Genomic DNA, 12,771 nt, shown 5'->3' with positions numbered 1-12,771 from the left:
TGAACGGGCTCTGCTCAGACGGTGCTCGCGGCCGACTCGGCCAGGGCGCCCTGAGCCGGTCCCGAGGCCGCACGGGGGGTGCGGAGGCCGAACGCGATGACGACCGCGCCGAGCACCACCGCCGCCACCGGGACGACCAGCGCGGTCCGCAGCGCGTCCAGCCCCGACCCGGCGGCGACGCTGACGGCGGTGACGGCCGACAGTCCAAGCGCCGTGCCGAACTGCATGGCCGTGTAGAGCAGGCCGCCTGCCAGGCCGTGCTCGTCCTCGTCGACGCCCTCGGTCGCGGCCATGGTCAGCGGGCCGTACGCCAGCGAGAAGGCCAGGCCGAGCAGGAGCAGCGCCGGAAGCATGGCGGCGTAGGTCCAGTCCATCCCGACGGGCAGGAACAGCGCGTACCCGACCGCCGCGACGACGACGCCGCCGAACAGCACCCGGGTGTTGCCGAAGCGGTTCACCAGACGCGGCGTCAGCGTGGGCGCGAGCACCGTGTCGATCCCGATCACCAGCATGGCCAGGCCGGTCTGCATCGTGTTCCAGCCGCGCAGCTCCTGGAGGTACAGGGTGGCCAGGAACTGGAAGCCCGCGAACGCGAGCAGGAACAGCAGCGCCCCCACGTTCACCCGCACCAGCGGCGCGCTGCGTAGGATGCCCAGCCGTACCAGGGGCGATGACGACCGCCGCTCGACCGCGACGAACAACCCCAGCAGTGCCAGCCCCGCGGCGAACACACCGCCGGTCACGCCGGGGCCGTCGCCGGGGTGCTCCAACCGGACCACCCCGTACACCAGCAGCAGCATGGCCCCTGTGATGGCGAACGCCCCCGCCAGGTCGAAGCCGCCCGAGGGCCGCTCGCCACCGGTGTCGCGGACGAGGATCAGCGCCGCCGCCAGGATCAGCGCCGACAGGATGACCGGCGCGAAGAACACCCACCGCCAGCCGAACGACGTGAGTACGCCGCCGGCGACCAGGCCGAGCGAGAATCCGCCCGCCGCCGTCCCCGCGTACACGCCGAGCGCCTTGGTACGCACGGGCCCCTCGGGGAAGTTGGACGTGACCAGCGCCAAGCCGGCGGGCGCCATGAACGCGGCCGCGACCCCTGTGACGAACCGCGCGGCCAACAGCATCCAGCCTTCGGTGGCGAACCCGCCGAGCCCGGAGAAAGCCAGGAAGACGACCAGCCACAGCACGAACATCCGCCGGTGCCCCAGCAGGTCGGCGGCGCGCCCGCCCAGCAGCATGAACCCGCCGTAGCCGAGCACGTAGGCGCTGACCACGCCGCTGAGCATCCCGGTGGACAGGCCCAGGTCGGCGCGGATCGACGGCAGTGCCACGTTCAGCATCGCCACGTCGATCCCCTCCAGGAAGATCGCGCCGCAAAGCACCAGCAGTACGCCCCACGCGCGCCCTGTCAGGCGGGCGGGGTGGCCGGCGGCGCCGGATCCGCTGACGGAATTGGACATCGGAGTCTGACCCCATCTCCTCCGGGAACCGGTCCCGGAGTGGTTCCCCGAGCGCCTGCCAGTTCCCTCTTGTAACTGGCAGCATCGTCAGGCACCATCGGTGACCATGGAAGACGGCACTTTCGAGTCCCTCGGTTACTGCGGGGATACCGGCATCGACGACGACGTTCTCCAGTGGGACCAGCGCGCGGACTGCGAGGTGCGGCAGATCCTCGACCGCGTCGCCGACAAGTGGTCGCTCCTGGTGATCGCGCTGCTCGACAAGCGGAGCCTGCGCTTCACCGAGCTACGCCGCGCGATCGACGGGGTCAGCCAGCGGATGCTGACCCGCACGCTGCGGCACCTGGAGCGCGACGGGCTGGTGAGCCGGACGGTGCATCCGACCGTCCCGCCGCGGGTGGACTACGAGCTGACGCCGATGGGCGTGACCCTGCACAGCACCATCCGCGCCCTGGTCGTCTGGACCGAAGAGCACCAGAACGCCATCGCCGCGGCGCGCGCCGCCTACGACAGGCGCGCGGCCGCCGAGCAGGAGGCCGCCGAACGCGAAGAAACCGAACGGCAGGCCGTCGCCCGCGCGGCCCTGCCGATCAGGGGCTGACCGCCGGCCACGCACGCGCCGGGCAGGCGATTACGTCACCCACCCCCGCCTCTGGGGCCATGGCCTGGGCACCGCCATCGGTCGGCAACTGCTGCACATCGGCTTCCACCAACACGGGATGCACCGCATCTACGCCACCTGCGACCCCCGAAACGCCGCCTCCGCAGCCATCCTGAACAAACTCGGAATGACGCATGAAGGCCACCTCCGCCACACCATGAAGCTGCGCGACGGCTGGCGAGACTCCGCCATGTTCAGCATCCTTGCCCTTGAATGGAGGACCAATACCAGCAATTGACACCCCGCGCCTCCGGCGCGACCCCTTCGGGCGGGTCCACGGCACACGGGGTGATCAGGTCGGCGAAGGCTTGCGCACCGCGCACGCTAAGGCACGCAGGCCTCGTCGGTAAGGACACCAGCTCCTTGGTGCTCGGCAAGAAACGCAGTGACCTCGGCTAACGCTCCATAGCGATCTGTCGGGTTGTCATCGCCCTGAGGTTGGAACGCCGCCAGGATCTCAATGATCAGCTCCTCGCCGAGGACGGGAACGACGTATTCCGGCAGGGTGCCCCTGAGAAAGAGGAGGGCGTAGACCCGTCTGGCCGGGCTGGGAAGAGCTTCTTCGCCGGAGTCGCTCATCTTCCCAAGCCAGACGCGGGGTGCCCGCATCACGAGATCGTCAAGCAGCGGGGTCTCCTTGACGTTCCACCATCTCCTGATCTCGTCGGCCGGAATCTCGTCACGGATGGCCACCAACCAGCAGTTGCTTGTCCAGCTCACATGGCAATCATGCTGGCCGGGTGACGCGATCACCGTGCAATTGGACGGGGCGATAGACAGGGTGACGAGGGGAGCTCACTGGTCCGACCCAACGGACGAAACTCATGAAGCCGGTGTCATCGGGGGCAGGCGGTATTGGGAGGCGCGCCCGGCGACTCGGTGTTGAAGACCAGGCCCCAGGCCATGTACAGGCGAGTGGGCACTGGAGGCACGCACACACGCGCGTCATAGACGCCTTCGTACTGCCACTTCGCGCCACCCCGGCGAGCCCAGTGGTGGATCCCGTCGTCCAGGAGCGCGATGACGTGAGACACGTCGGCGGCCTTGGTGTCGCCGTAGACAATGCCGTAGTAGATGGTGCCGCCGGTGGCCACGTGGGCTGCCTGACCGGACGGGCCGGAGGCGCTCGCCGCGTCGACGAGAGCGTCACGCGTCGCCTGCCCGATCTTGAGAGGCCAGGCCGTTCCCGCGGCCTCACGTGGACCGAGATCCTCCTCTTCCTCCAGAGCGTCCTCCCGCGCTTCGGGCTGAGCGTCGGCCGGTCCCGCACCGTCCGGGGAGAGCGCCAGGCCCGTACTGGGCGCGGGCGTCAGGGATGGCGCCGCCTGATCACTCGCAGGCCGCTGAGACGTGCCGAGCACGATCGTCACTGTCGTGAGCGCGACCACCACGACCAACAGGGCCGCGCCGAGAATTGCCGCGGGCAACAGTGAATTCGCCTTCACGCGATGATTTTCACATGTCTACGCCAACCGTACCCGCCGATTACCCATTCGGACGGCGATCAGCGGGTAGTCATGGGGATTCAACGGCACCCGATCGACATACGTTCAAGTAAGTGCCAGGGCCCTTGGCCTCGTTTGAATCGACTTCCTTTAATCCGTAGGTTCAGGATTCGAATCCCTGGCACCCAACCATCAATGAGCTGGGCAGGCTTCCGGCCGGTCGCTCGCGTTTCCCGGGGCGAGTCCGATCCGGCACGACCGTTCATGCCGCGACCGTTTCCGTCCTTTCTACCGAGCCCGACGCCCTTGGCGGTGACCAGGCGGTCGCCGCCGGCGCGGCGGAACGGTTCGAACGCGGAACGGTTCGAACAGGGATCTACCCGGCCATGCGCGCCGCCCGCCTGTCGCCGACGGTCGCCCCGACGACTGCGTAGGACGTGATCCCGGCGATTAGCGGCTCTATCAGCCACTATGCCAACCTTTATGCCATGCAGATCAGATCCGGTACCGAAGACGACGCCGAGCGCATCGCAGAGCTCCACACTCGTAGTTGGCTGACCGCCTATGCCGGGATCATGCCCGCCAGCTACTTGAACGGCTCCCTGCTCGACGAGCGCAAGGAAATGTGGAGCACCCGGCTCGCCACCGTCGCCTCAGAACCGGATCACGCCCGCTGCTTGCTCGTCGCCGTCGACAGCGACGGCGACGGCGACGGCGACGCCCTCCTGGGGTTCGCCTATCTCACCGTCGGCACCGACGGGCGCATCCTGCTCGACAACCTGCACGTCCAGCCGGAGCGCAAGCAGTCCGGCATCGGCCGCCAACTCGTGTACCAAACTTTTGGCTGGGCCTCCGAGCAGCACCCTGGCAAGACGGTCTATCTGGAGGTGTTGCGCGACAACGTCGCCGCGATCACCTTCTACCGGCGTCTCGGCGGCCATCCCACCAGAGAGTTCATGGAGCGCTTCCCCGCAGGATTCGAGCTGCCCGTCGTCGAGTACACATGGGGTCCTGACGCCGTCCGAACCCTTGCCGGCAACCGTTCCGCTACCGATCAGCTTGCGTCCTAACGCCCGGTTCGGTGAACCTCGTACTCGATCACGATGAGTTCGAACGCGGACGACGCGCAACACCGGGTCGCCCTGCCACTGTGATTCCGCAGGTCGGCCTTGTCTCTTCTTGCCGGAGGTTACGCGAACCAGATGATCTCCTGCCCGTGCGTCCGGGTCCAGGCGAGCGGCGTCCCGTCCAGCGCGAGCACGTTGTACAGCGCCGCGTCAGGCGGGTTCGGCAGTGCGTCGTACGGCAGCACGTCCGGGGCTTCGTTCGCGATCCAGTGCCCGGGCAGCCCGCGTACCACCTCGGCGAACGCCTCCCGTCGTGGCGCCGGGACCTGGTACAGCACGGAGGTGTGGAACACCACCAGCGTCGCGCCGGTCGGCGCCTGCGCGGCCAGCGCCGGTAAGTCGTCCACCAGGTCGCCGCGCATGAGCAGCGGCGGCTCGGCCGCGGCGATGGCCGCCGCGGCCTGAAGCCGGGCGCGGCGGTGCGCGTGCTCCGGCCAGATGAGGGCGTCGAGCCACGCGACGTCCGCGGAGTCCGTCACGTCGAGCGGGTTCAAATCCAGGCCGGCCCGCCACACCACATCGGGTACGGAGGCCGGCGGCGCCACTCCGGTCGCCGCGCACTCAAGGACCGGTTCGCCGGAGCCGATCATGTGGTCGCCGTAGCGGTAGGCGTATCTGTCGGGGTAGAGGCACAGCCCGGCGGACGCCCCGACCTCCAGCAGCGCGAGCGGCTGCGGCAACGCGGCCAGCACCGGCAGCAGTACGGCACACCGCCCGGCCTCGTTCGTCTGCGTGGCCCTGGTGCGCATCTCCGCCTCGATCACCGGCCAGTTCTCCACCGTGTAGTCGTGGAACGCGGCCGGGTCCTCGACCGGGCCGCCGAGGAACCGTACGACACCGAACAGCAGGTTCGGCTGCCGCTTGATCGGCGGGAGCGTGCCGAGCAGGGCGAGCACCTGCTCGTCGCGGGAGACCGCGCGCGCCAGACGCTCGTACGTTGGCGACACTCCGTGTGCCTCGCGCGCGGCGAACTCGGCGTACTTCGTGGCGGTCGTCATGCCCCAATGATCGCGCCGCGTCGTCGCCCGCGCCATGGCGCGGCATCTCGCGGCAAGGGCACCACCCAACCTGAGGGAACACGGCGACCCGGCCGGACGGTCACCGGCCCGCCGCGGGATCCCTTTCGAGGAACGGGGCGAGCATCCCGGGTACGGCGGCCTCGGCGAGAGCCAGTCCCCGCGCCACGGACACGTCGCGCACCTTGTAGACGCCGTCCCCCGCGGACACGGTGGCTCCGAGGGTGAGCAGGCCGGCCCGGCGCTGGAAGGGCGATCGCGTGATGTTCCAGCCGATGATTCCTTCCCGCCGTAGAACGACGGTGCGGTGGGCGAACGCCCCGCCGGCGATGGCGAGATAGCGGCCTCGCACCGCGTGACCGAGGGTGCGGTAGGCGTCGTACGCGAGCGCCGTCAGGGCGGCCGCCAGCGCCAGGCCGGTGATCCAGCCGATCGTGACCAGCGCGGGGTCGAGCCAGAGCCCGAGTCCGACGGGCACCGCGGCGATCGCGATCGCGGCCGTCAGCGCTCGGTTGATCCTTCTGCGCAGGGCGGCGCGGGGGTGCGGCGCCAGGCCGTCCCTGGTGAGCAGGTTCCTTTCCTCCGGCGACACGGCGTCCGGCAGCACCTCGGCGGCGACGCGCAGGGCCTCGTCGCGAGGGATCGGAGGGGTCAGGGCGCGGCGCCTGCGGTTCTCCTCCCGATCGCCGAGGCCCCCTGCGACGGCGTTGAGCTTGGCGCCCTTGGCCCAGCGCAGCGGGATCGGCTCGATCAGTTCGACGCCGCGCAGCCGGTCCTCCTCAATGGTGACGGAGCGGGTGGCCAGCAGGCCGCGGCGGATCCGCAGGACTCCCCCTTCCGTGCGGCGCAGCTCGTACCCGCTCCAGCTCTCGATGAAGGTGGCGGTCGAGCAGGCCACGCCGAGCGCGGCGACGGCGAGCGTCGCCAGCAGGACGCCGTACCACAGCGGGACGGAGCCGAAGCGGCTCACCAGGTCCTGCACGACGCCGAGTTCAAGCGGGTCGATCTTCATCTCGTGCAGCGTGCGGTAGACGCTGCCCGCCCCGGCCAGCACGCTGCCGACGCCCCACACGGTGAGCGGGGCGTACCGGATCCAGGATCGGTCCAGCTCGCTGACGAGGCCGTCGCCGTCGGCCGCGTTCCGGGCGTGATCCCTGTCGCGCCGTTCGATGATCAGGCGGCGCAGTTCGGCGGCGTCCGCCTTGGTGAGGCCGTCCAGTCTGAGTCCGCGCCCGGCGGGGGCGCCCTGACCGTCGGCGTCGATCCTGAGCGTGGTGAGGCCGAAGATCCGGTGCACCGGGTTCGCGGTCAGGTCCACGGCCCGTATGCGGTTGATCGGGATCGTCCGGCGGCTGCGGAGGAACAGGCCCGAGCGGAGCTCGAACCGCTCGGCGGTCAGCCGATATCGGGTGGTCAGCCACCGTGCCAGGCTGATGCCGCAGACGACCAGGCAGGCGAGGAGAAGCGAGCCGAGGGTGATGAGGACCTGGAGGTTCGTCTCCCCGCCGGTGACGAGCAGGCCGGCCAGAATCAGGGCCACGGGGGCGGCCGGGATGCTCAGGTTGACCAGGACGAGCCGGCCGCTCAGCCGTCCCCGGCCGTGGGACACGGCGGCGCGGGCCGTACGCGGGAGAGCGTCGTGGGAGGTCATGCCGCGTCTCCCGGCACCGCCTGCGTGGCGCGGGTCAGGTACGCCACGAGTTCGTCACCGGCCTTCTGGTCGAGCCCTTTGATGTGGACGGCGGAGGAGGAGGCGGTGGTCACGCTGATCCCGGAGAGCCCGAACAGCTGCTGCAGCGGGCCGCGCAGCGTGTCGACGGTCTGTACGCGGGACAGCGGGACGACTCGCCACTGCTGCCAGAGCCAGCCGGAGGCCGCGTAGACCGCCTCGTCGGTGACCTCCCAGCGGTGCACCCGGTAGCGCCAGAACGGCATGACGGCCATGTAGAGCAGGCCGGGGACGAGGGATATCAGGGTGAACCACATGAACAGCTCGCGTGTCGGCGGGATGGAGGCCCACAGGATGGCGAAGGTGAGGGGCAGGGGGAGCGCGAACAGCGCGGACTGCACGCTCCACCAGCCGATCGCACGGCCGGGTACGCGATTGCGGGGCGCCCGAAGCCTCATGGCGTTCTAACCTCTCGCATCTGGTCTTACAGGTGGTCTTACCGGGTCTTATCTGGCGTTCGTCTCGGACAGCTGCTCCTCGCCGACCGCCGCGCCGCCGCTCTTCAGCCTGCGCATCTTGGTCATGAGGGAGGCCGTCCGGGCCAGGACCATGGCCAGCGACATGAAGACGAAGGTGTTGGCGTAGGTGTCCGCTCCGCTGATCTTGTAGTCGATGGAGAAGCGGACCAGGTCCTCGGTGAACCAGTGCTCGGCTCCGTACGCGAACAGGACGCGCCCGAGGGACAGCACGATCCACACCAGCGCGTAGCCGGCGCCGCCGACGGTGTACAACTCCCCCGACCGGTGCCGATACGCGGGCAGCAGCGCGCCGGCGATCAGCCCGAAGATCAGCCCGGTGCCGATCCCGACGAGCTGCAACGGCAGGTCGTTGCCCTGCGTCGGGAAGGAACGGACGAAGATCGCGATGACAACGGCCACGGCGATCACCGACCGCAGCATCCGCATCGTGGTGATGCGGCGTTGTCCGAGGTCGGTGGCCAAGACGATGGTCAGAATGGTTCCGCTCGCGATGAGGGCAGCAAGGAATTGACTCATGAAGGGGATCTCCACCTCGTACGGATGGGGTGACGTGCGGCAGGTCGCGCTTCGCACGTTTCTCTTTCCGATCTCCACCGTAGGGACGCGGCCCCCGCCGCGAGACGTCCGAACGGCGACTCCGGCTGTCCACCGATCGGCGGACAGGCCGGGTGCTCGTGGTACGACTGTTCGGTGCAAGAGAGGCATCAGACAGCGGGGCAGCGATCCGGCGAGCACCACGAACCCGGGACCCGTACCGGCTGGTTCGGTCTGTGGGACGGCTTCTTCGCCGCCTCCTACCTCATTACCTGTGTGCTGCTGCTCACCTCCGACGCCCCCCAGGCCCAGCGCTCCATCGCGATCGGCGCGTTGACGCTGATCGTGCCGTGGTACGCCGGATTCGGCCGCCACTTGATGATCAATCGGGTGCACGGGCCGAGGAACCTGGTCTTCGCGTTCGGCCTGGTGCTGCTGTTCTGCGTCATCACGGTGTTCGGCTTCATCGGCTTCTTCGCGTTGTTCGCCGTGGCCCCCATGCTGATCATGAGTCTGCCGATGCGGCCGGCGGTCGCCCTGCTCACGGTGGCCAACCTGTTCCCCGTGGCGATGGTGTGGGCCGGCGGCGACGAAGCGCGGGCGAGCCTCTGGATCGTGGTGCCCATCTCGCTGCTGAGCCTGACTCTGTCGATTCTGCTCGGACTGTGGATCAAACGGGTGACGCGGCAGAGCAGGGAACGCGCCCAGCTCATCGAAGAGCTGCGGCGCAGCCGGGAACGCGTGGCCCGGCTCTCCCGCGAGGCCGGCGTCTCCGCCGAGCGGGAGCGGCTGGCCAGGGAGATCCACGACACCCTCGCCCAGAGCCTGACCAGCATCATCAGCCTGGTGCAGGCGGCGGAGTCGAAGATGCGCGACGCCCCGGACCAGGCGAGCGGGCATCTGTCGCGGGCCGGGCAGGTGGCCAGGGAGTCCCTCGCCGAGGCCCGTGAATTCGTCGCGGCCCTGACCCCGCCCACGCTGCGCGGGGGCTCTCTGGTGCAGGCCGTACGCAGGCAGGTGGACGGCCTGGTCGCCGAGACCGGCCTGGAGGCGCGCACCTCGATCCGGGGTGAGGAGGAACCCCTCCCCATGCCCGTCAACGTCGTCCTGCTACGTTCGGCCCAGGAGGCGATCGCCAACGTACGCAAGCACGCCAAGCGGGCGCGCACCGTGGACGTGCTGGTGACGTTCGAGGAGGACACCGTGCGCCTGCTGATCCGTGACGACGGTGCGGGATTCGCCCAGGACGTCGTGCGGGAAGGGTACGGGCTGCGCGGCATGCGGGCCCGCGTGGCAGAGATCAACGGCACGGTGACCGTCAGCAGCAGCCCGGGAGAAGGCACGGCCGTCGAAGTCAGCGTTCCCACGGCGGTGGAGATGGCGGAGGCGGCGGGTGCCTGACGGGAAGCCGATCACGGTCCTGCTCGCCGACGACCACCCGGTGGTCCGGGAGGGCCTCATCGCCATGCTGGAGTCCGCCGACGGCATCACCGTCGTCGGCGAGGCCGGCTCCGGCGAGGAGGCGATCGTCCAGGCCGAGGCCCTGCGGCCGGACATCATCCTGCTGGACCTGCGCATGGGCGGCATGGACGGGGTCTCGGCCACCGAGCACATCCGGCGACGGCTGCCGGCCAGCAGAGTCGTCATCGTGACCACGTACGAAGACGACGCCGACATCCTGCGCGCGGTGGAGGCGGGCGCGGCCGGCTACCTGCTGAAGGGCAGCTCGCGGCAGGAACTGATCGGCGCGGTGCAGAGCGCCGCCCGCGGCGAGACCGTGCTCACCCCCTCCCTCGCCGGCAAGCTCTTCCGCGCCCGGGGGACCAGGCCGTCGCCTCTCTCCGAGCGTGAGTGCGAGGTGCTCCGCCTGGTCGGCCGGGGCCTGACCAACGCCGAGATCGGCGAACGGCTGTTCCTCAGCGAGGCCACGGTGAAGACGTACCTGCTGCGGTCCTTCAAGAAGCTCGGCGTCTCCGACCGTACGGCGGCGGTGATGACGGCGCTGGAACGCGGCCTGCTGTCCTGACCCCGGGACGGCCGTCCGGCAGCGCCGGCCTTCGTGGAGCGTGATCCGTTACTGGCCGGGCAGGTCCTCGTCCGGCTGCTGAACGTCCTCGTCCACGGGCTGGTTCATCGTCGGGTCTTCCCGGTCCTGGCGGGCCGGGGCGCAGTCCTGGCCACATCCGCCGAAGCGGGTCGCGTCCACCGGCGTGAACCGGGCCGGCGCCACGCCCCGCAGCGCGGACGCCATCGTGTCATTCCAGATGGGGCCGGGCAGCGAGGCACCCTGGACCGCGCCGTAGTAGCGGCCACCGATGGTGACGCCGGTGAGCTTGTAGCGCTGCGAGCCGCGCGGGTCGCCGATGCTGACCGCCCCGGCCAGATCGGGGGTGAACCCGGCGAACCAGGCGCTGGCGTATCCGTCGGTGGTGCCGGTCTTGCCGGCCGCCGGGCGGCCGATGCCGCCGACGCCGCGCATGGTGCCGCGGGTGAACACCCCGGACAGGACATGGGCGGTCGCGTCGGCGACCTGTGGGTCCAGTGCCTGCTTGCACCGCGGCCGGTAGTCGGTGGTCCTGCCGTCACGGCCGGTGATCCTGGTGATGGCCATGGGCGGGCAGTAGGTGCCGCGCGCGGCGATGGCGGCGTAGGCGGTGGCCACGGTCACCGGGTCGCTCTCGTTGATGCCGAGCGTGAACGTCTCGAACTCGCGCAGCTTGGCGCCGTCGGCCCGCTTGATCCCCAGCGACTTGGCGGTCTCGACGGTCGGGCACAGGCCCACCCGCTCCTGCAGAGCCATGAAGAAGGTGTTGACCGAGCCCCAGGTTCCGGTGGCCAGTGTCTTGAAACCGGGCGCGCCCTCGTCGTTGGTGACCGTCCAGGACGGATCGCCCACGTTTTCGCCCGCGCAGTTCTTGAACGTGGCGTAGCCGGGCGCTGTGTAGCCGGCGCCGGCGGTGATGCCGTCGTCGATCTTCATGCCCTGCTTCAGCGCGGTGATCAGCGTGAACGTCTTGTACGTCGAGCCCGGCTGGAAGCCGATCAGCCCACCATGCTCCTTGTCGGCCACCGCGTTGTAGGAGATCTCGTTCCTGCGGGCGGAGTCACCGAAGGGGCGACTGGCCGCCATCGCCTTGATCTCACCCGTGCCCGGCTTCACCAGCGCCTCGGCGGCCAGCGCGCGGTCCGAGGCGAAGACGTGCTTCTTGATGGCCGCCTCGGCCGCCTTCTGCGCCTTGGGGTCCAGCGTCGTGTGGACCTTGAGGCCGCCCTGGCTGAAGGCCAGCTCGCGCTGCCGCCGCGTCCTGCCGAAGGCGGGGTTGGACAGCAGCTCATGCCGGACGTACTCGCAGAAGTACGGGTAGCGGCTCTCCTGGCAGCCGTTGGGCTGCTTGACGCCCTTGTACCCGAGCTTGCGGGCCTTGGCCGCGTCGGCCTGCGCTCGGGTGATCCGGCCCAGCTCCGCCATCCGGTCGAGGACCACGTCGCGCCGCTGCAGCAGCAGCTTGCGCGCCTTGGCTCCAAGGTTCGGGTCGGTCGCGTTGGGGGCCTGAACGGCCCCGGCGAGGGTGGCGGCCTGGGCCAGATCCAGGCGGGCCGCTGACACGCCGAAGAAGCGTCTGGCCGCCGCCTCCACGCCGTTGGCCCCGGCGCCGAAGTAGGCGATGTTGAGGTATTTCTCCAGGATCGCGTCTTTGGTGTACTTCTGCTCGACGGCCATGGCGTGGCGCAGCTCCTTGAGCTTGCGCGCGTAACTGGCCTCCAGGGCCGCGCTCTTCTCCTTCTCGGTGCCGGCCGAGTTGAGCAGGACCTGCTTGACGTACTGCTGCGTGATCGACGAGCCGCCCTGGCTGATGCCACCCGAGGCGAGGTTCTTGACCATGGCGCGAGCCGTGCCCTCGATGTCGATCGGACCGTGCTCGTAGAATCGGTCGTCCTCGATCGCGACGATGGCCGTCTTCATCACGTCCGCGATGCGGTCCAGCGGCACGACTTTGCGGTCCTGCGCGTAGAACTGGGCGATCCTGGTGCCCTCGGCGTCATACACCGTCGTCTTCTCCGCGAGTGCCGGCTCCTCCAGCTCCTCCGGCCGGAAGTTCAGCGCCTCGCTCGCCGCGACGACCGCCACCCCCGAGCTGCCCATTGCGGGCAGCACGAGCGCCGCGGACACCACCCCGGCGGCGGTGGCGGCCACAGCCAGCCAGGCGATACTGGACACGCGTGTACGGTGCGAGCTGGACATGGCGGTCATGACAGCACAGCCGTCCGCACACTGTCCAAGACCGGTATTAATTACAAATTGATATCCAAATCAAT

12 protein-coding genes and 1 pseudogene are annotated in these 12,771 nt (G+C 69.6%); 5 read left to right on the top strand and 8 right to left on the bottom strand.

Going from position 1 to position 12,771, the window contains the following annotated elements; translation table 11 throughout:
- Positions 1-14: 14 nt before the first annotated feature.
- Positions 15-1,463: an MFS transporter gene (locus tag AWQ71_RS22310; protein ID WP_067136225.1), complete on the bottom strand. Its 1,449-nt coding sequence runs from the start codon at positions 1,461-1,463 to the stop codon at positions 15-17.
- Between the two features lie 106 nt (positions 1,464-1,569).
- Between AWQ71_RS22310 and AWQ71_RS22305 the strand changes: the two genes are divergently transcribed.
- Entirely contained in the window at positions 1,570-2,064 is a 495-nt protein-coding gene (locus tag AWQ71_RS22305; RefSeq protein WP_067136223.1) for a winged helix-turn-helix transcriptional regulator, read from the top strand.
- Between the two features lie 22 nt (positions 2,065-2,086).
- A pseudogene (locus AWQ71_RS40395) lies at positions 2,087-2,362 on the top strand (GNAT family N-acetyltransferase); the annotation flags it as partial.
- Between the two features lie 86 nt (positions 2,363-2,448).
- On the opposite strand, the gene AWQ71_RS22300 reads toward AWQ71_RS40395, so the two are convergent.
- Complete coding sequence (locus AWQ71_RS22300) at positions 2,449-2,877, bottom strand: hypothetical protein (RefSeq protein WP_157570486.1); 429 nt, start codon at positions 2,875-2,877, stop codon at positions 2,449-2,451.
- An 83-nt stretch (positions 2,878-2,960) separates the two neighbouring features.
- Positions 2,961-3,569 (bottom strand): hypothetical protein, encoded by a 609-nt coding sequence (locus AWQ71_RS22295; protein ID WP_157570485.1) that lies wholly within the window; start codon positions 3,567-3,569, stop codon positions 2,961-2,963.
- A gap of 488 nt (positions 3,570-4,057) precedes the next feature.
- Between AWQ71_RS22295 and AWQ71_RS22290 the strand changes: the two genes are divergently transcribed.
- Positions 4,058-4,639: a GNAT family N-acetyltransferase gene (locus tag AWQ71_RS22290; protein ID WP_067136811.1), complete on the top strand. Its 582-nt coding sequence runs from the start codon at positions 4,058-4,060 to the stop codon at positions 4,637-4,639.
- A 119-nt stretch (positions 4,640-4,758) separates the two neighbouring features.
- On the opposite strand, the gene AWQ71_RS22285 is transcribed toward AWQ71_RS22290, so the two are convergent.
- From AWQ71_RS22285 to AWQ71_RS22270, 4 genes are all read right to left on the bottom strand, one after another.
- Complete coding sequence (locus AWQ71_RS22285; RefSeq protein WP_067136217.1) at positions 4,759-5,694, bottom strand: DUF2332 domain-containing protein; 936 nt, start codon at positions 5,692-5,694, stop codon at positions 4,759-4,761.
- 100 nt (positions 5,695-5,794) lie between these two features.
- On the bottom strand, positions 5,795-7,363 hold the full coding sequence (locus AWQ71_RS22280; RefSeq protein ID WP_067136215.1) for a PH domain-containing protein: 1,569 nt from the start codon (positions 7,361-7,363) through the stop codon (positions 5,795-5,797).
- Entirely contained in the window at positions 7,360-7,839 is a 480-nt protein-coding gene (locus AWQ71_RS22275; protein WP_067136213.1) for a PH domain-containing protein, read from the bottom strand. Before AWQ71_RS22275 ends, AWQ71_RS22280 begins: the two co-directional genes overlap by 4 nt.
- A gap of 48 nt (positions 7,840-7,887) precedes the next feature.
- Positions 7,888-8,436: a hypothetical protein gene (locus AWQ71_RS22270; RefSeq protein WP_067136809.1), complete on the bottom strand. Its 549-nt coding sequence runs from the start codon at positions 8,434-8,436 to the stop codon at positions 7,888-7,890.
- 174 nt (positions 8,437-8,610) lie between these two features.
- On the opposite strand from AWQ71_RS22270, the gene AWQ71_RS22265 reads away from it, so the two are divergent.
- Positions 8,611-9,855 (top strand): sensor histidine kinase, encoded by a 1,245-nt coding sequence (locus tag AWQ71_RS22265; protein ID WP_084259156.1) that lies wholly within the window; start codon positions 8,611-8,613, stop codon positions 9,853-9,855.
- Positions 9,848-10,480, top strand: a complete 633-nt coding sequence (locus AWQ71_RS22260) for a response regulator (protein ID WP_084259155.1) — start codon at positions 9,848-9,850, stop codon at positions 10,478-10,480. The genes AWQ71_RS22265 and AWQ71_RS22260 overlap by 8 nt, the downstream gene beginning before the upstream one ends.
- Positions 10,481-10,528: 48 nt before the next feature.
- On the opposite strand, the gene AWQ71_RS22255 is transcribed toward AWQ71_RS22260, so the two are convergent.
- On the bottom strand, positions 10,529-12,673 hold the full coding sequence (locus tag AWQ71_RS22255; RefSeq protein ID WP_245658411.1) for a transglycosylase domain-containing protein: 2,145 nt from the start codon (positions 12,671-12,673) through the stop codon (positions 10,529-10,531).
- Between the last annotated feature and the right edge of the window lie 98 nt (positions 12,674-12,771).

This window comes from Microtetraspora malaysiensis, assembly GCF_001528665.1.
GTDB lineage: Bacteria > Actinomycetota > Actinomycetes > Streptosporangiales > Streptosporangiaceae > Microtetraspora_A > Microtetraspora_A malaysiensis.
The sequence above is the reverse complement of the archived record's forward strand: the minus strand, read 5'-3'. Positions and strand labels throughout refer to the sequence as shown.

Coding starts and splice junctions, on each gene's coding strand:
- AWQ71_RS22305 (WP_067136223.1), top strand. CDS start 1,570: ATGGAAGACGGCACTTTCGAGTCCCTCGGTTACTGCGGGGATACCGGC.
- AWQ71_RS22270 (WP_067136809.1), bottom strand. CDS start 8,436: ATGAGTCAATTCCTTGCTGCCCTCATCGCGAGCGGAACCATTCTGACC.
- AWQ71_RS22285 (WP_067136217.1), bottom strand. CDS start 5,694: ATGACGACCGCCACGAAGTACGCCGAGTTCGCCGCGCGCGAGGCACAC.
- AWQ71_RS22275 (WP_067136213.1), bottom strand. CDS start 7,839: ATGAGGCTTCGGGCGCCCCGCAATCGCGTACCCGGCCGTGCGATCGGC.
- AWQ71_RS22290 (WP_067136811.1), top strand. CDS start 4,058: ATGCAGATCAGATCCGGTACCGAAGACGACGCCGAGCGCATCGCAGAG.
- AWQ71_RS22310 (WP_067136225.1), bottom strand. CDS start 1,463: ATGTCCAATTCCGTCAGCGGATCCGGCGCCGCCGGCCACCCCGCCCGC.
- AWQ71_RS22280 (WP_067136215.1), bottom strand. CDS start 7,363: ATGACCTCCCACGACGCTCTCCCGCGTACGGCCCGCGCCGCCGTGTCC.